The organism is Agriterribacter sp. (assembly GCF_035497235.1).
Lineage (GTDB): Bacteria > Bacteroidota > Bacteroidia > Chitinophagales > Chitinophagaceae > Agriterribacter.
The window spans coordinates 72,720-91,508 of record NZ_DATJEB010000011.1 but is presented as its reverse complement, the minus strand read 5'-3'; the positions used below and the strand labels follow the sequence as shown (position 1 = coordinate 91,508).

17 protein-coding genes are annotated in these 18,789 nt (G+C 41.4%); 9 read left to right on the top strand and 8 right to left on the bottom strand.

The window, feature by feature from the left end:
- From VL121_RS03000 to fucP, 6 genes are all read left to right on the top strand, one after another.
- On the top strand, nucleotides 1-260 hold a 260-nt coding region (locus VL121_RS03000), incomplete at its 5' end, for an L-rhamnose mutarotase (protein WP_325402008.1).
- A gap of 21 nt (nucleotides 261-281) precedes the next feature.
- Nucleotides 282-953, top strand: a complete 672-nt coding sequence (locus VL121_RS02995) for an SGNH/GDSL hydrolase family protein (RefSeq protein ID WP_325402006.1) — start codon at nucleotides 282-284, stop codon at nucleotides 951-953.
- A gap of 90 nt (nucleotides 954-1,043) precedes the next feature.
- Nucleotides 1,044-1,409: a four helix bundle protein gene (locus VL121_RS02990; protein WP_325402004.1), complete on the top strand. Its 366-nt coding sequence runs from the start codon at nucleotides 1,044-1,046 to the stop codon at nucleotides 1,407-1,409.
- Nucleotides 1,410-1,467: 58 nt separating this feature from the next.
- On the top strand, nucleotides 1,468-2,292 hold the full coding sequence (locus VL121_RS02985) for an amidohydrolase family protein (protein ID WP_325402002.1): 825 nt from the start codon (nucleotides 1,468-1,470) through the stop codon (nucleotides 2,290-2,292).
- Nucleotides 2,293-2,381: 89 nt separating this feature from the next.
- Entirely contained in the window at nucleotides 2,382-3,161 is a 780-nt protein-coding gene (locus tag VL121_RS02980) for an L-fucose dehydrogenase (RefSeq protein WP_325402000.1), read from the top strand.
- Nucleotides 3,162-3,252: 91 nt separating this feature from the next.
- Complete coding sequence (fucP, locus tag VL121_RS02975) at nucleotides 3,253-4,488, top strand: L-fucose:H+ symporter permease (RefSeq protein WP_325401998.1); 1,236 nt, start codon at nucleotides 3,253-3,255, stop codon at nucleotides 4,486-4,488.
- Nucleotides 4,489-4,743: 255 nt separating this feature from the next.
- Here the strand turns inward: fucP and VL121_RS02970 are convergent, their stop codons facing one another.
- The 3 genes from VL121_RS02970 to VL121_RS02960 form a co-directional block, all read right to left on the bottom strand.
- Complete coding sequence (locus VL121_RS02970; RefSeq protein WP_325401996.1) at nucleotides 4,744-5,985, bottom strand: PSP1 domain-containing protein; 1,242 nt, start codon at nucleotides 5,983-5,985, stop codon at nucleotides 4,744-4,746.
- A 421-nt stretch (nucleotides 5,986-6,406) separates the two neighbouring features.
- The gene (recO, locus tag VL121_RS02965) at nucleotides 6,407-7,141 is read right to left on the bottom strand and encodes a DNA repair protein RecO (protein ID WP_325401994.1); all 735 of its coding nucleotides are present in this window, start codon (nucleotides 7,139-7,141) and stop codon (nucleotides 6,407-6,409) included.
- Between the two features lie 223 nt (nucleotides 7,142-7,364).
- A complete protein-coding gene (locus tag VL121_RS02960) occupies nucleotides 7,365-8,006 on the bottom strand; it encodes an MBL fold metallo-hydrolase (protein ID WP_325401992.1) in 642 nt (213 codons plus the stop codon).
- A 55-nt stretch (nucleotides 8,007-8,061) separates the two neighbouring features.
- On the opposite strand from VL121_RS02960, the gene VL121_RS02955 reads away from it, so the two are divergent.
- Nucleotides 8,062-11,457, top strand: a complete 3,396-nt coding sequence (locus tag VL121_RS02955; RefSeq protein WP_325401990.1) for a hypothetical protein — start codon at nucleotides 8,062-8,064, stop codon at nucleotides 11,455-11,457.
- Between the two features lie 33 nt (nucleotides 11,458-11,490).
- Here VL121_RS02955 and VL121_RS02950 read toward each other — a convergent pair whose 3' ends face one another.
- From VL121_RS02950 to VL121_RS02935, 4 genes are read right to left on the bottom strand one after another with little or no spacing between them, the layout of a single operon-like run.
- Nucleotides 11,491-11,841: a diacylglycerol kinase family protein gene (locus tag VL121_RS02950; protein WP_325401988.1), complete on the bottom strand. Its 351-nt coding sequence runs from the start codon at nucleotides 11,839-11,841 to the stop codon at nucleotides 11,491-11,493.
- Nucleotides 11,842-11,855: 14 nt separating this feature from the next.
- Nucleotides 11,856-13,169, bottom strand: a complete 1,314-nt coding sequence (creD, locus tag VL121_RS02945) for a cell envelope integrity protein CreD (protein ID WP_325401986.1) — start codon at nucleotides 13,167-13,169, stop codon at nucleotides 11,856-11,858.
- A 56-nt stretch (nucleotides 13,170-13,225) separates the two neighbouring features.
- A complete protein-coding gene (locus VL121_RS02940) occupies nucleotides 13,226-13,525 on the bottom strand; it encodes a winged helix-turn-helix domain-containing protein (protein ID WP_325401984.1) in 300 nt (99 codons plus the stop codon).
- A gap of 46 nt (nucleotides 13,526-13,571) precedes the next feature.
- A complete protein-coding gene (locus VL121_RS02935; RefSeq protein ID WP_325401983.1) occupies nucleotides 13,572-14,210 on the bottom strand; it encodes a hypothetical protein in 639 nt (212 codons plus the stop codon).
- A 128-nt stretch (nucleotides 14,211-14,338) separates the two neighbouring features.
- On the opposite strand from VL121_RS02935, the gene VL121_RS02930 reads away from it, so the two are divergent.
- Nucleotides 14,339-16,930 carry a DUF5686 family protein gene (locus VL121_RS02930; protein WP_325401981.1) on the top strand — a complete coding sequence of 864 codons (2,592 nt, stop codon included), beginning with the start codon at nucleotides 14,339-14,341 and terminating at the stop codon, nucleotides 16,928-16,930.
- 177 nt (nucleotides 16,931-17,107) lie between these two features.
- A complete protein-coding gene (locus tag VL121_RS02925; RefSeq protein WP_325401979.1) occupies nucleotides 17,108-17,446 on the top strand; it encodes a nucleotide pyrophosphohydrolase in 339 nt (112 codons plus the stop codon).
- Between the two features lie 168 nt (nucleotides 17,447-17,614).
- Here the strand turns inward: VL121_RS02925 and VL121_RS02920 are convergent, their stop codons facing one another.
- Entirely contained in the window at nucleotides 17,615-18,754 is a 1,140-nt protein-coding gene (locus VL121_RS02920) for a TlpA family protein disulfide reductase (RefSeq protein ID WP_325401977.1), read from the bottom strand.
- Between the last annotated feature and the right edge of the window lie 35 nt (nucleotides 18,755-18,789).

Genomic DNA, 18,789 nt, shown 5'->3' with positions numbered 1-18,789 from the left:
AGAATATATGGCCGGAAATCCGTGAAAGGATAAAGGCGGATGGTATTACGGGCATGGATATCTATCTTACCGGCAACAGGCTGTTCATGATCATGGAGGTAAATGATGATTTCTCTTTTGAAAAAAAGAGTGTCTCAGATGCCGGTAATCCAAAAGTGCAGGAATGGGAAAATTTTATGTGGACCTTTCAGCAATCACTGCCCTGGGCCAAACCCGGCGAAAAATGGGTGATGATGGAAAAGATATTCGAACTACAATAACATCCATTTATAAGCAACTATATGAAACGTTTCATTGCATACTTCGCGTTTATTGCCGCTATTGTTTTTTTATCTGCTTTTACTGTTATGCAAAAAAAGAAAATCATTTTTTTTGGTGATTCCATTACCCAGGCGGGCGTTGCACCCAACGGGTATATTACCCTGCTGCAGCAGATGCTGGTGAAAAGCGGAAAGGATAAGGCTTTTGATCTTATTGGCGCGGGTATTGGCGGTAATAAAGTATATGATCTTTATTTGAGACTGGAAGAGGATGTGCTGTCTAAAAAGCCCGGCCTTGTGTTTATATATGTAGGTATCAATGACGTATGGCATAAAAGAAGTTTTGGAACCGGCACAGACCCCGATAAGTTTGAACGGTTTTATAATAAAATCATTGATAAAATTCAGGCCACCGGTGCTAAAGTGGTGATTTGTACGCCTACTGTTGTAGGAGAAAAGAAAGGGTATGTTAATGAACTGGATGGCGACCTGAATAAATATTCGGAGATTGTACGCCAGATCGCTAAAAACAAAAAGGTGGAACTGATTGACCTGCATAAAACGATCATTGATTACATCAATACGCATAACCCCGAAAATAAAAACGCAGGCATCCTTACAACGGATGGCGTACACATGAATGATGAGGGCAACAGGTTTTTGGCAGAACAGTTTTGGGGGTATATTAAATAGTGGTAAGTGGTAAGTTAGTAAGTGGAGGTGTACGTGGTGATGGCAGAACATATTTTTAACAGTGTAATGTTAACCTAAAAAATACCTGTTATGAAAGTTGTTAAATTTGAAGATCTGATAGTCTGGCAGAAGGCCCGGGATCTGGCAGTAGAAGTTTATAAAACATTTGAACAGACAAGAGATTTGGCTTTTGGAAGCCAGATTCGTTTAGCAGCGGTGTCAGTATCAAATAGCATAGCAGAAGGTTTTGATTCAAGAAGTAAAAGAGAATTTGGAAGGTTTTTGGGAATAGCCAGAAATTCCTGCAACGAAGTAAAATCTATGTGTTATTTGGCAGAGCGGCTAAAACATATTGAATTGTCCAAAAAGAATGATTTGCTGTTCATTTGTGAAGAAGTAACGAGAATTATTGTAGGCTTATCCAAATCAATACTGCAAAAAATGGAAGTAAAATAAATTTAATCAAACTTGTTTGGTAACTACTTATTACTTACCACTAACTACTTACCACTTTATGGCTTGCATAGACACACACGTACATTTTTGGAAATACGACAGGAAGCGGGATGCCTGGATGGATGATATGAAAGTACTGCAGGAGGATTATATTCCCCAAACAATCGAATCTACTTTAAGACGAAATGATGTAGACGGATGTGTTGCTGTGCAGGCCGACCAGTCGGAAGTAGAAACCCGGTTTTTATGCGAGCTGGCCAAAACGCATCCCTTCATAAAAGGCGTGGTGGGATGGGTAGATTTATGCGCGGATAATGTGGAAGAAAGGTTACAGCACTTTTCGGCATACAGCGCCATAAAGGGTTACCGGCATATTGTGCAGGGTGAGCCCAATGATTTTTTATTGCGGAAGGATTTTCAACGGGGCGTAAAAGCACTGAAGGCTTTTAATTATACCTACGATATACTGATCTATCACTACCAGCTAAAGCCTGCATTGGAATTTGTTTCACTGTTCCCCGATCAGAAAATGGTTATTGATCATTGCGCCAAACCGGATATCAAACATAAAGAAATTGATGAATGGGCCAGGCTGATGAGGGAAATTGCCCGCTATCCCAATGTATATTGCAAGCTCTCCGGCCTATTTACTGAAGCCAACTGGAAAGCATGGAGCGCTGGTGATTTTTACCCTTACCTTGATGTGGTATTTGAAGCTTTTGGTACTAACAGGCTGATGTTTGGTAGCGATTGGCCGGTAATTTTGGTTTCGGGTATGTATGTGCAATGGAAAAGTTTGCTGGAAAAGTATATGGAAAACGATGAGGAAGAAGATAGAGCGAAAGTTTTTGGGGGGAATGCCATACAGTTTTATCATCTGTGATTATCTTCACCCGCCGGCAAGGGAGTATCAGTACTGTATGCGGTACGCTTACCGGGGCAATCATGCATTATTATTCTAAACCATAAACAATGGATCTGAACCTTGCTAATAAAGTATATATCGTTACCGGCGGAGCCAAAGGCATTGGCGCCGCCATTAGTAAAACCATCGCCACGGAAGGAGGTATAGTAGTAATTGCCGGGAGAAATAAAACCGATAACCAGGCTATTGTTGACGAAATAGTAAAATCCGGTGGTAAAGCCAGTTATGTAACAGCGGAACTGGGTACCCCGGAGGCCTGTAGCAACGTGATTAATTTTACCGTTGAAAAATACGGGCAGATAGACGGGTTAATTAATAACGCGGGTATAAATGATGGGGTAGGACTTGAAAAAGGGTCACCTGAAAAATTCTTTCAGTCCCTTCAAAAAAACCTCAGTCATTATTATAACCTGGCGCATTTTGCATTGCCTTTCCTCAAAAAAACGAAAGGCAATATCGTTAATATTGGTTCTAAAGTAGCTTTTACCGGGCAGGGCAATACTTCGGGTTATGCCGCTTCCAAAGGAGCCGTTAACGCGCTTACGAGGGAGTGGGCGGTAGAACTGCTGCCTTATTCCATACGGGTAAATACCGTGCTGCCGGCAGAAGTTTGGACACCGTTATATGAAAACTGGATAAAAACGCTTCCTAACCCTGAAGAAAAATTAGCGCAAATTGTGGCTAAAATTCCGTTGGAAAAACGAATGACCACATCGGAAGAAATTGCAGACATGACCGTATTTCTGCTAAGCAGCAGGTCAAGCCATACCACCGGGCAAATTATTTTTGTTGACGGAGGTTATACGCACTTAGACCGGTCGTTATAATATGATCTGATGTTGGATGTTCGGGAATGGCTCAATAACACCCCAAACGCACGGTAATATATTTAGTAAGATAACCCAAACTACAAGTTGCATGGCATTAACATCAACCACTATTTCGGCCGCTGAACCCTCTACCAATGGAAAGGGATACCTGTTCCCGCTTATACTGGTAACCAGCTTATTTTTTTTATGGGGATTAGCCTATGGCCTGCTCGATGTGCTGAATAAGCATTTCCAGGACGCGTTGAATGTAACAAAGGCCAGGTCTACCCTGTTACAGGCGGCCTACTTTGGGGCTTATTTTTTGATTGCCCTGCCTGCCGGTATTTTTATGAGTAAATACGGGTATAAGAAAGGCATTATCCTTGGCTTATTATTATATGCAACCGGTGCTTTTCTTTTCTTCCCATCGGCGCAAATGGGCAGTTTCGATTTTTTTTTATTAGCGCTCTTTATTCTTGCTTCGGGCTTAACCTGCCTTGAAACCGCTGCCAATCCCTATGTAACAGTGCTGGGTAAACCCGAAACATCGGCGTTCAGGCTTAATTTATCGCAATGCTTTAACGGTGTAGGATCTTTTATAGGACCCATTATTGCGGCAAATGTTTTTTTTAATGAATCTTCCGGGCAGGATAGCGGCAACCTTGATTCCGTAAAGGTGGTTTACATTATTATAGCCATAGTGGTGTTATTTATAGCGGTATTATTCTGGAGAACCTATTTGCCGGAAATCAAGGAAAGTGAAATGGTTTCCGATAAAGTTCAGGATACCAAACCTTTGTTTCAGCACAGCCATTTTGTATACGGTGTTATCGCACAGTTTTTTTATGTGGCAGCGCAGGTAGGTATAGCGGCGCTGTTTATTAATTATTGTACAGAGGCAAAAAAGGAAATTGACAACTCAAAGGCAGCGTACCTGCTTTCTATCAGCTTATTGCTTTTTACAGTAGGCCGGTTTGCAGGAACAGCGCTTATGCGTAAAGTTGCCCCCAATAAATTGCTTACCTTTTTCGCGCTTGTCAATATTGCGCTTTGTGTAATTGTAATTTGGGGCAAAGACTGGATTTCGGTGTATTCGCTGATGGGCGTGTTCTTCTTTGAGTCTATTATGTTCCCTACTATTTTTGCTTTGGGCGTTAAAGACCTGGGGCATCATACTAAAAAGGGGTCGTCATTTCAGATCATGTCTATTGTAGGCGGTGCATTAATGCCCTATTTTATGGGTGTACTGGCCGAAAACGGAACGGCAAAAGCCTATATTATACCCCTGTTTTGTTTTGTGGTAGTAGCGTGGTATGGCGCAAAAGGATATAAGATCAGGAAATAGGTATCAGGTATCAGGGGAGTTGCGGCTAATGATAAACTGGATACTCCTTCTTTTTGTACTGCTTATGCATCTGATTGTTAAAAGCCTCCTTCAGATTCCAGGCTTCGGATTTTACATTTGCCCTTTGAATTTTATTTGGTTCTTGTCTTTTGGTTACAGGTACTGGTACCGGTATGGTTGATCAGGCGTTAGTTAATAGCCTACCGCTAACCGCAATCTGTTGTTAGATTTGTATTGATGCTCAGCTCAACCCGTTTAACTGGGCTTCCCCTTGTCTTTATCCTTTCTGATGGTTGGCCTGGGCTGGTTTTGTTGCGGAGAACGAGGCGCCTGCGCCTGCCTTGCATTGCTGCGGTTTCTATCCTGTTGCTCTCTTTGTTTGAACTTCCTTTTTTTGTCGTTTTTTTCTAAGCTGCGTAAACTAATTTGCCCTACCACGTCTACAAAATCCGGTTCTACTTCTTTGGGTTTACTGCTTACCAGTTCTTCTGTTTCCAATGCTTCCGGTTTTACGCCCTTTACGTTCATCTCTTTTATTTTGCGTACAGTGGCAATGGAAAGCGGATAGTGTTTGTTGCTGTCGGGCAGTATGTACCACATCAGGTTGCGGAAAATATCTTTCTTGATCAGCAAGGCGTTTCCTTTCATTGTTTCCAGCATATCCGCATTATCGGGAAAGCCCTGGAGTGCGTCTAAATAAGTATCCAGTTCATAGTTGAGACAACATTTAAGCCGTCCGCATTGCCCGCTTAATTTGGTTTGATTAATACTCAGGTTCTGGTACCGGGCTGCAATAGTAGTTACACTTTTAAAGCTGGTAAGCCAGGTGCTGCAGCAAAGCTCGCGGCCGCAACTGCCTATGCCCCCTACTTTTGCCGCTTCCTGCCTTGCACCAATTTGCTTCATTTCAACTTTTACCTTAAACTCGGAAGCATATATTTTTATCAGTTCTCTAAAATCAATCCGCCCATCGGCAGTATAAAAAAAAGTAGCTTTTCTTCCATCTGCCTGAAATTCCACCTCCGATAGTTTCATTTCTAATTTCAATTGCCTGGCAATGGAACGGGCACGCGTTAGCGCCTGTGGCTCGCGGGCCTTGTTTTGTTTCCATAACTCCAGGTCGCGGTCGCCGGCCCGGCGTAAAATTCTTTTTATTTCAGGGTTGTTCTCTTCAACGCCTTTCTTCTTTAATTGAAGGCGTACCAATTCACCCGACAGGCACACTTCTCCCGTATCAAAACCACTCACACCTTCTACCGTTACCATTTCTCCCTTTTCATACAGGTGTACCGTACTGTTGCGGTAAAAATCTTTTCTGCTGCCATTATTAAAGGAAACTTCAACAATGCGACACATGCTATCTTCATCCGACAGGGGAAGGTTAGTTAACCAGTCGTGCACATTCATACGGTTACAACCGCCCGTGCTGCATCCTCCGTTGCTTTTACATCCATTGGGTTTACCCCCGGTATTGGTACCACAGCTAGTACAGCTCATATTTCGGCATATATTAAATAGTTAATAATAATGCCTGGCTAAAGGGAATGATGTTACAGTAAATAAAATGCACACTATTATCCTGTTGAGGAAAAGCCCGGTTTTGAGCCCCTGTATAAAACGCGTTATTATACAAATAAAAGGGTATAATAACCTAAATCAGAATAACTATATTGAAATAAAATAAACGTTTTCAATACTCTCAATCCAACTCACTAATTCTGTAACATTAATATATATAGAATCCCTTTACAGGACATTTGTATCCAAAAGTAGCAAAATGTTGCCATACTTGAACGATAAAAAAATAAGGAACGCTGCGCAAACCCAATTTAAAGCAGACAGGCTGATACCCGGATCAATTTCAAACCGGTTTGCAGTGGCCGGTATCTGATAATTGTACATAGCAAATATCCCTGTGTTATGCCAGTACTTCCTGCAAAACGGGGAGCGATTTCAACACTCCGAAATCCTGTATATGCAGGGCATAAAATTGCAATATATGCTCAAGCAGTTCCCGTCTTACAGTTAGGGGTAAGTCAATATTATGCAACTCGTAAGGATGCATCACTTTTAGCAGTTGCGACACCATAGCGCTGTTCCGCTCTTCTATATAATAAGGATGCATGGGGAGCTCTTTCACAAATTCTCCTTCACGGAGGTCAAGTATTTTTTTTTGTGAAGTATATGTATCTCTTATATTGAAACCCAAAAATGAAGTGAGGTGCAGGGCAAAAAATAAAGGGTATCCCGCGGTAACTTTTGTATCCGCCTTGTCTAACTGCATATAAGCATCTTCAATAAAACTATACAGATGGGGGTTATGCTCAGGCTGCCTGATCACTTTTTGCAATAGCTCCGTCATGAAAAGCGCCACGGCACTTTTGGGTATATTAAAAAAAATATGCTGGTAAAGAAAATGCCATTTTGCACCCTTAATCCGTTGCAGGCTTTTTAGTTCATTATGGTATACTTCCATTTCGAGGATAGCGGAAGCCTGAAACAGGTTGTTTTTTACAGACGATTTTTTAGCGGTGCGCAGACCATTGACGATATAAGACTGTAACCCGAACAATTCGGTATACAACAGCGCTATCACCGAGGTTTCGCCATAAGAAACAGTACGCAGCACGATGCCCTTTGTGGTATGAACCATACAATTGAAGGATAAAGCTAAGATATAAAGTGGTAAGTTGGTCAGGTGTTAGCCTTCTGCAGCCGTCAGGAGTAAATGGTGAGAAGGGAAGTAGTGAGAAGTGAAAGAAGGAGTTATCGGCTCATTGTTAGTAAGCTTTAGCTGATAGCCCGGGAGAATTTAATAGCTGACCACTCCTTACAACCTTATACCTAACTGACCTCCTACCTTACACCTCATCGCCTCAAATCCCCGCATACGGGTTATGCTTTTTTTCAAACCCAATGGTCGTATGTTCTCCATGACCGGGGTATACAAGGGTTTCATCGGGCAAAACAAAAAGTTTTGTGTGTATACTGTTAAGCAGGGTGTTCTGGTTTCCGCCCGGTAAATCTGTTCGGCCAATACTCATCTTAAACAATACATCGCCACTAATAACAAACTGTTGCTTTTTACAATAAAAAACAATGCTGCCCGGTGAATGCCCGGGCGTGAAAAAAACCTCAAGCATATCGTCATCCAACGATACCGTATCATTTTCCCGTAAGTATATTACGTTGCCTTTGTAATTATCAAAAGGCAGGTTCCACATAAGTCCGGAAGTAGGTGCATAATCTAATACCGGCTTTTCCTTTTCATGCAGGTGAAGCTTTAATCCGTACTTTTCCGCAACCCATTTATTGCCGAAAACATGATCAAGATGACAATGCGTGTTTAACAGCAGCTTTGGCGTTAAAGCTTCATTTTTTATGAATGAGGCCAGTTCTTCCCGTTCTTCGTGATAATAACATCCGGGGTCAATAATTATACAATCTTTCTGTTCATTGTAAAGCAGGTAAGTATTCTCCTGCACCGGGCTAAATATGAAAACTTTAACAACGAGCATAATGTTTTTTTGTACCTTAAAAACGCTAATTTTATTCATTAGAATGTACGAAATTATGGGAATCTTACAGAACAGGCTACGATACTATCTTGGAAGTTTGGCATTGGTTGCACTTTCATTCTTTTTGCATCAGGAGGCCTTCACCCAGGTAAATTCGGTAGAATTTGGAAAGAACAGGGTTCAATACGAAAAATTTAAATGGCGCTACTATCAGACAAAAAATTTTAATGTATATTTTAGTCAGAATGGTTTGGCACTTGGGAAATATGCGGCGCAATTAGCAGAAAAGGAATTACCCGGACTGGAAGATTTTGTGGAATATGGTTCTCAGCGCCGCATTAATATTGTTGTATATAATAGTTTTAACGACTTACAGCAATCTAATATTGGGCTGGGTGTTGACTGGCAGAATACAGGCGGCGTTACCAAGTTTGTAAACAATAAAATGATCGTTTATTTTAACGGCGATCATGAAAGTTTAAAAAAACAGATCCGGCAGGGCGTAGCTAAAGTGCTGCTTGAAAATTTATTATTTGGCGATGATCTTGGTGAATTCGCCAGCAACCAGGCTTTATTGGACTTACCTAAATGGTTAACCGAAGGATATATCATGTACGCCGCAGAAAACTGGAGTCCTGCTTTGGATGATCAGTTAAAATCTGCCCTGCTTTCGGGTAATTACAGAACCTTTTACCAGCTTGCATTTGATAAGCCTGAACTTGCCGGGCATGCTTTCTGGCACTTTATAGCCGATAACTACCGGAAAGATAATGTTACCTATTTTCTTTACCTGGCAAGAATATACAAGAGCCTCAACTCGGCCAGTTTAAAAGTAACCAAAAAAAAGTTCAAAGAAGTATTGAACGAATTCATGGAAAAAGAGGCCGACAAGTACTATAAGGATCTGAGAGGAAGACGGAACGCTCCTAAAGGAAGCGTGGTAGCTTTGGAGGAAGTGAATAAAAACTTGGATTATTACCGTTTCCAGGCTAATCCCAACCCACGCAACAGCACGTATGCCGTGGTGCGGTTTAAAAAAGGAATTTATCGCATTGAGCTGGAAGATTTTGGCTTTAAAAGAAAGGTTTTGCTGAAATCGGGCGTGCTGGATAATCAAAATGAGATCAATCCTAACTATCCCCAACTGGCCTGGGATCCCAAGGGTTCAAAGCTGGTAGTGGTTTACAGTGAAAAGAATAAGCTTAGAATGTTTGTTTTTGACCTCACAACCCGGCTCAAAACATTTAAGCAGGAACTACCCGAAGAATTTAGCCAGGTAACCGATGTAAAGTATATGCTGGATCAGAATACCCTTTTATTCAGCGCCGTAAAAAACGGGTACTCCGATATTTTTGTTTATAAAATGAAGGAACAGACACTGGAACAAATTACGAATGACGTGTATGACGACCTTGATCCTTCTTTTGTAGCTTTTCCCAACAGAACAGGTATCATTTTTTCATCGAACCGGCCATCCGGCAATGCGGTTAACAGCGATACCGCTTTGCCATCCAACAACCCTTATAATATTTTTTTAGCTGATAACTGGAACAAAAGTGAATTCAGGCAGATTTCACAGCTCACGCATGTAAAATATGGAAATGCACGTTACCCCATGCAGTACAATACCAATCACTTTACGTTTGTGAATGATGAAATGGGCATTGCCAACCGGTATGCCGGATTTTTTACTACCCGCAAAGCGGGAGTAGACACTATATACAGGATTGGGGATGAATTATTACGCAACCCCGATAATGCTGAATTAGACTCTACGCTGCAGGTATGGAATAAAAATGAACCCGATTCAATAGGCTATATGGCGGTTACCACCGATTCGGCATACGCGTTTCCTATAACCAATTACCAGAGCAGCCTGCAGGAAACAAGAATTGCGGGCGATGGCGGGCAGGTATCTGAAGTGCGGCAGGAAGGCGATCTGAAATTATTGTATAAGCTCAAAGTAAATGACGATGCGCTGAAAAGAAGAAACATCAATGTGCGGCCTACTGAATACATGAAAAAAGTAATGGAAGAGGATAAGATAGTGAAAGGCGCGGCTACTATTTATCAACCGGCAGCAATTGATACCACCCCGAACCGGGGAGATGTTTTTCAAAGTGAATTTGAAAATGATAAGCCGGACAGTACAATAGAAGGAAGAGTGTTTGACGCCAATGACCAGCCGGTCGAAGAAACAGCGCTTTCGGAGGCCAAACTATATGATTACAGGTTGAAGTTTGCAACGGAATACGCTGTTTCGGGTTTCAATAATTCCGTATTAATGACCCGCTGGCAGCCTTATGGCGGTGGTGGCGGTCCTATTTATCTTACCAACGGGAATTCTAATTTGAATGGCATTGTACGAATCGGGGTTTCCGATCTGTTTGAAGATATTAAATTCATTGGCGGTTTTCGTTTGGGACTGAACCTGGATGATAAAGATGTATTGTTCAGCTTTTATAATATGCGCAAGCGGTTAGACTGGGGGCTTACGTACTATCGTTCTACTGTAACGAATTACCCGTTTTATAAACAAGATGATATTAGAGGCATATTGCCTAATAAACTGTATTCTAATATTTACCAGGTTAATGTTTCCTATCCATGGAATAAGGTTAGAAGTTTGCGGGCGAATGTTGCGTTGCGTACCGACAGGGTAGCTATCAAAACGCTTTTTGATTTTCCTCCGGCCCTGGCCATCGGCGATACTGTAAAAAACTCACTGCTCACCCATTTTGAATATGTGCATGATAACAGCATCAACCCTACGTTGAATATATGGAACGGGTTGCGATATAAGATATATACCGATATTAATACAGACCTCACCAAAAACAAGCAGGGCAAGTTTACTTTTAATGTGGGTACCGATATCCGGTATTACTATCCTATTTACCGCAATTTTATATGGGCGGCAAGAGGAGCAGTGGATATTTCATGGGGCAGCCAAAAAATATTATATTACCTGGGTGGCACCGACAGTTGGATATCTCCTAAGTTTAGCAATGCTGCTCAGCCGGCGCCAGATCAAACATATGCTTACCAGTCGTTAGCGGTTAACCTCAGGGGTTATCGCCAGAATGTAGCTAATGGCAATAACGCGGTTGTTATTAACAGCGAATTCAGGTTACCGGTATTTACCACTTTGCTGAGCCGGCCTATAAACAATGCTTTTTTACGAAACTTCCAGTTGGTGCAGTTTGTTGACCTGGGTACCGCCTGGAACGGGGCTTATAACAAACTAACCCGCCCCTACATTTCCTATGTGGATCAGTCGGTACAGGTAATTTTAAAAGGCAGCGGCGTTGGGCCTTTTGCCGGTGGCTATGGCTTTGGCTTACGAAGTACCTTATTGGGCTATTTCCTTCGGGTAGATGCCGGCTGGCCCATGAGCGGATTCTTTAATGGCAAACCGGTGTGGTATTTTTCCCTGGGACTGGATTTTTAAAAACCTGTAAGATATTCAGGACCTTACAGGTTTTTAAAGTGCTATTATTTTTGGCAAGAAAACAATAGCACCGGTAATTACACTGCCAATAGCAGCTAATAACACCGCCCCGGCAGCTATATCTTTTATAATTTTAATTTGGGGGTGATAGCCCGGATGAACTATGTTACACAATTTTTCTATAGCAGTGTTTATCATTTCAAGTGTTAGCACCACCGTTATGCAAAGCACAACAACCAGCCATTCCATAGCATCAATTTGAAACACCCATCCCAGGATTACCGCTATTATTGCCGCGCACAGTTGGATCTGCCCGTTTGTTTCGTTCCTGAAAAAAGTAGCGATGCCCGTTAATGCATATTGCAGAGATTGAATGAATTTCATGAGCTGTATTTACTTTAAATGTACCAGTTTATTTTTCGCGAATAGTACATCACTACGGCCAATACTATAAATAAGCCTATGCTTCCAAAAAGCAAAGCACCATCCTGGAGTTGCAGCAATATAAAAATGAATGTATACAATGTGGTAAGCATAACGCCAAACAGCATTGCAATCTTCCACTTATGAAATATGCTTTTTGTATAAAGGGTAATGAGTGCAACTGTTGCTGCAGCCGCTATGCTGTATGCTATATTAAACCGGATGTATTCAGAAATGGATAGTAATAAAGTGTAGAAAATGCTTAATGCCAGTCCCACCAGTACATATTGAATGGGATGAACCGTTCTTTTTTGCAATATTTCAAGAAAAAAATACAGTCCAAACGTAAGTGCGATGAAAAGGATGGCATATTTAACGGAGCGCATTGTCTTTGAATAAGAATCAACCGGCTGCAAAAGCGTAATGCCGAACCGTGAATCCGCTATATTATAGTTGCCGTCTTTCCAGCATTGGGGATAGTTGCGGTTTAAATGCTGCACCTTCCATTCAGCACTGAAACCCTTTTCAGTTATTTGCGGTGTAGTTACAGGCAAAAAACTGCCATCAAAAGAAGGGTTAGTCCATGCTGAAGTAAAATGTACATCAGTGGTTTTACCCACAGGGGTGAAAGACAAATTTTCGGAGCCCCGTAAATGCAACTGCAGTTTAAAGGTATTTGATTTTGCAAGATCATTATAATCTAATGCAACAGGAGTGTGTAATCCGTTTTTAATGATGTGATCATCCGGCATACCTGCATTAAAAATATGGCTGCTATCATTCCATGAAAGGCTTAACTGGTCTTCAATGCCCCTGAAATCATTCAATCCAATGCAAACAAATGCTTCCTGCATTTGTAAATCCTCCTTTGCAATTTGTAGTCCTTCAGTTTGTATGGGGCTAAAATAACCCTCTATCTGCATGTTTGCCCGGTATACAACGATGTTGTATATACTTCTGTGCCTTATCTCAGGTTCCAATACCCCATTTATCTTTAACTGGTCGGGTAAAAAGTAAGCATACTTTTTATACACTGTTGTTTTTCCAACTTCCGATTGAATGCTTTCTCTGTAAGGTATTACCAGTATGGGTCCGGTAAATGTTTGTTCCGTTGCCCACCTGGCACTTACTTCCCTGGCAACAGCTTCCTGGCGGTTTGCTCTTTCATTTACCAGGCTCATGATAAATAAAGTGGGTATCAGCATAATAAGTATCAGGCAGGCTACTATAATACCTTTAATGGTAAGCCTGTTGGCTGATAGAAACTGGGATGCGTTTGTAATATCCATAGTTCTATTTTTTAAAAGTACTTTGAATTTCAAAGTGTATTAGGAAAAAAATTACGCTATTCTATTAACCTGATCATTTGTTCCAATCCCTCTAAATGTTGTTTAAATGCTTTTTCACCGGTTTGGGTAACTGCATATGTGGTATTGGTTTTTCGGCCTATAAATCCTTTTTGCACTTTAATGTATTCATTTTCTTCCAGTGTTTTTAAATGAGATGCCAGGTTACCATCGGTAACGCCTATGATTTCTTTTAGCTGGTTAAAATTAAGGTCTTCATTCACCATAAGTGAACTCATAATGCCTAACCGTATACGGCTGTCAAATATTTTATTTAAATTTTCTATCGGATTTTTCATGCCATTTTTTTAAAAACAGGAGCAGAACAAAAATGCCCTGTATCTTTTACCTTTTCTTATCATATTTCCACCACATCACTGAACCATATACTATATGCAATATACCAAAGCCAATGGTCCAAAAAGCTAAGCCAAGGGCAGGAAACCAGCAGCTAACCAATCCTATTACAATTTGCGCATATCCTAAATACCGCACTTCGCCCAGGGTATATTTACCGGCATTTACCAGGGCCAAACCATAAAACAAAAGGCATCCCGGGGCTATCATTTCAAAATACCCCAGTTCTGTGAGGCGCAGTAAAAATACACCTCCCGCAAATAAAGGGATGCCAAAATTCAGCATCAGCCTTTTGGAAGTGGTACCCCAGAGCGGTGTATTGTTGTTTTTACTTTTTATATATGTAAACAAAAAGGCTGTTATTATGGCTGAGCATAATGTAAGCACGGCAATGGTAAAGAGCTTATATCTGAAGAGATTGCCGGATGCCAGGCTTTCGTATATATAACTTTCTTTAAATGCAGGATCATTACCCGAAATAACCTGGTGAGCAAACCAGGCGCCGGTTAAAGCGCAAATACCTGCAGCCACACCACTTAACCCGCTCAGGCTGATAAAACGGCTGCTGCGTTCCATCATTTGTTTTATATCTTTTAATGTGTTCTGCGCAGAATGTTCTTGCTCCATAAAAGTACTTTGAAATCCAAAGTAAATATTAAAAGCTGATATTTGCAAACTTTTTTTTATACTTATTCGCTATTGGGAATAGCATATTATGGTGTCACGCAACGTTCACAACGAAAAAACGATCAGGTTTGAGGTTTGATACAGCAGAAGGATATTCTTATCACAATCCCAATATTGTAAAACTATTGTACATAATACATTACAGTGTGTTTACTTTTGTGCATATGGGCTGGAAATGGCTGGTTATTAATAGCATAGTATTTTTGTCCGTTTTTACATTCAGTGCTTCGGCGCAGGTTAAAAAGCTATCCGGGCATATCCAGGATTCGCACAGTGAAGAGCGGATACCTTTTGCATCGCTTGAGTTTAAAAACACTACCATTGGCGCCCTGAGCGACTCCGCTGGCAATTTTTCTTTTACGCTCTCCCGCTGGCCTTCTGATACCCTTATGGTTACTTTTGTTGGTTTTGAAGATTATGCCTTTCCTATAGATACTACCCTGGAGGAAATACAGGTTATCATAGAGTTGGAAAGAGGGAAGAGTAATGCGGAAGTGATCATAAAAAGCAAGATCGGCAAAGGAATGATCATGTGGCGCAAAATAGTACAGCACAAGCCATTGAATGACCGGGCGCGGTTCGATAATTTTTCCTACGAATTATATAATAAGCTGGAGGCCGACCTCAATGACGCCGCCAATAACAAGCTGATCAAATTTCCTTTATTGAAACCTTTTAAATCTGTTATTTATAAAAATATTGACTCAACAAGCGAAGCCAAACCTATTTTGCCGCTTTATTTAACCGAATCGCTTTCGGATTATTACTATCAAAGAAAACCCCAAAAAACGCGGGAAGTATTTAAAGCGGTTAAAACAATGGGATTTAATAATCCAAGCATCAGCAAAATGCTGGGTGGCATGTACCAGAATATAAATGTGTATAAAAACTTTATACCGGTTTTTGATAAGGATTTTGTGAGTCCTATCAGCGATTATGGCCCCGCTTACTACTATTACAGGGTTCCGGATACACAGTATATAGGAGGAAGACGTTTTTTTCATTTTTTGTTTACACCCAAACACAAAGGCGAAAATACTTTTATTGGCGATGCATGGATAGCCGACTCATCGTATGCTGTAATGAAAATGAATCTCCGGGTTTCGGAACTGGCTAATCTGAATTTTGTTGAAAAACTCGATCTTGTCCAGGAATACCAGTTGCTGAATGATTCCGTTTGGTTTCTGGCAAAAGATAAGTTTGTGGCGGATTTCATTTTCTTAGATAAGAACCGCCTGAATTTTATTGGCCGAAAAACCACTACGTACCGTAATATTATTATCAATGATACTTCAGTTGCCGGGGCGCTGGAAAAAAACAAGCTGCGGGAGGAAGTAGTGATATCCGATTCGGCATCCAAACATTCTGATACATACTGGCTTCACGCCCGGCATGAGGAGCTAACAAGAACAGAAAAAGGTATTTACAAGATGATTGATACCCTCATGGAGATGCCCAGTTTTCAGCGTTTTACCGACCTGGTATATTTTATTGGCACGGGGTATAAAAATGTTGGTAATTACGAAATTGGTCCCTGGTATAACTGGATAACGGCAAATGCGTACGAAGGACTGAGGCTGCGTTTTGATTTGGGAACCAATACCGGGTTTAATAAAAAGATATACCTCACCGGCTACCTGGCTTATGGCTTTGCCGATCGTAAATGGAAAGGAAGATTTCAGAGCTTATACCTGTTCAATAAATCGCCCCGCTCTACATTAACGGCCGCATTCATTAATGATATTGATAACGGACAGGTATATTATGATGAGGTGGGAAGCGATAACTTATTTGCGATTGCCTTAAGAAAACCCAGTGTGCCACTCAGGTACATGAAAATAGAGCAGGAAAAGCTGGAATATTTTAAAGAGTGGAACAGCGGGTTTTCGGTTACGCTGAATGGATTGCGCAGGCGGTCTACTCCCTTATCTAATCTTCCGTTAAAGGATAGTTTTCCTGCAACTAATGGCGGCGAGTCTCTGAATAGCTTTGAAACGGGAATTAAACTGAGATTCGCTTACTTAGAGAAATTTTTAGACGGCAATTTTTACCGGATCAGTATCGGCAGTGATTACCCTATTATAGAGGCGCATTATTCAAAGGGTATATCAGGCGTATTCGGGAGCAGCTATAATTATCATAAAATTGGCGGTAGCGTATCGGATTACAAAAAAATAGCGCCCTATGGCAGCATTTATTACAATGCTTATGCCGGCAAAGTATTTGGTACGCTGCCTTACACCCTGCTTGAAATTCCACCGGGTAATAATTTGTGGTATTATAACAAGTATGCTTTTAACATGATGAGCCGTTATGAATACCTGACAGACTGGTATGCGGGCATTAATGTGGAGCACAATATTGGAAATGGGTTGTTTCGGTTTATCCCTTTAACCCGGATGCTGAAATTCAGGCAGTTTTGGGGCGCCAAAGTGTTTTGGGGCGACTTAAGCCAGGCCAATAAAGATTATAATTTTGGCGGCAATGGTAACGGGTTTAAAAGTCTTAACGGGAAGCCCTATATGGAAATAGGCACAGGGGTGGATAATATTTTTAAGATATTCCGTCTTGATTTTATCTGGAAAATATTACCCCGGCCTTTACCCGAAAAAACCTTTGAGCGTTTTGGCATATTTGGGAGTTTCCGGGTGGTTTTTTAGAAAGTTTATGGTTTATAATATCAGTTACAGCCTTGTTCAATACTTGAAATGGAAGGACCTATGCCTGCCCGCCCGGAGGACACGGTTGGACGGGGTGTTATTATTAAGCACCGTCCCTCGCCGCTCGGGGAGAGGGAAAGAGGGTGAGGTATATCTTTGATCTTTAATAAATCCTTTATGGAAATAACATTACAGCAGGCCCAGCAACAGGTTAACGACTGGATAAAAACAACCGGCGTACGCTATTTCAGCGAACTCACCAACCTGGGTATCTTAATGGAAGAAGTAGGAGAACTATCCCGGTTGATGGTGCGCTTATATGGAGAACAGTCGTTTAAAGAAAGCGATAAGGGTAAGGATTTGGGTGATGAGATGGCCGATGTATTGTGGGTGTTGCTCTGCCTGGCCAACCAAACAGGAGTAGATTTAACCGCTGCCCTGAAAAAAAATTTCGAAAAGAAAACGATCCGCGATGCGCAAAGACATCAACAAAACGACAAGCTGAAAGACATGTAATTTCCTTTTTCGACAGGATATTGTTTGTTTTTTTAACCAGCACACCAAACGTACCTTAGTTACCCGTCTGATAGCCGGACAACAATAAACCACAAATCATAAACGATAAACTCAAAATTGAAACGGATACATTCCCCTGCAACTTGTAACCTGTAACATCTCACAAACCTATTCCTGTTCTGCCTTATCCAATACCGCTGCCAGCTTTTCTCCCAGCGCATCTCCCCTTAAATTCATGGCAATGATTTTTCCTCCGGGATCTAACAGTACATTATACGGAATACCTTCAATAGCATACAAGGGTACTACCATACTTTCCCATTCCTTTAAATCGCTTACCTGCTGCCAGGTTAATCCGTCTTTATGAATAGCGTTTAACCACGCTGCCTTGTCCTTGTCTAAAGACACGCCAAGGATAGTAAAGTTTTTATCTTTATACGCATTAAATGCAGCCACAACAGATGGATTTTCCTTCCGGCATGGCCCGCACCAGCTTGCCCAAAAATCAACGAGGGTATATTTGCCCCTGAAAGATTCGAGCGTAACCATTTGACCTGCGGTATCCGGCAGACTAAATACAGGCGCCATTTTGCCAATACCTGGCATGGCCATTTGCTTGCTGAGCAACGCGCTATAGGCATCACCGATCTTTTTCACTTCATCATTGTCTTCAAAACGATTTGCCAGCCGGCTGATGAGTGGTGTCATAACCGCCGGGTCTGTATTTTTTTGCTGTAAAATACCCAGGGCATACAGGGCAACTGCCGGGCTTTTTGCCGTATCTGTATACTGTACCAAATAAGCCTTTGCTTCTTCTGTTTTTTGCTGTGCAGCGCTGCTCCATATGTTTTTTAAACTATCTGTTTCACTTTGTACACTGTTACTTTTGAGCGTATCAATAGCGGTTAAATAATTATTAAAAGTAACGAGCAGGCCTTTGAGCGAAGCGGAGGCAGGGGAAGAAGTGGAATAGGCTGAAAAATCATTCCAGTTTGCAGTAATATGGATAACGGGTATATCGTTGCTGAATAAAATATACCTGCTATCCTTTTCAAACCGCACACTGTAAATACTTTGCGCATCCATAAGTGTTTCAAAGCGGCAACTGCTGTTTCCTGCAGTAATAGTGGCTGTATCCAGCACCACGGCCGATGTGCCGTAAGCTTTACCGATCAGGGATACCACCTGTGTTTCGGGGTTGTTTTGCAGGCTGATATTTACCTGCGTAAGCTTCCTTTTTTCTTTGCAGGCTGTAAAAAAAAGAGCAGTGATTATTAATAAAGGGAATACGGAGGCTATATGTTTCATATACCATATTATTTGAGCCCGCAAAGGTATTCAAC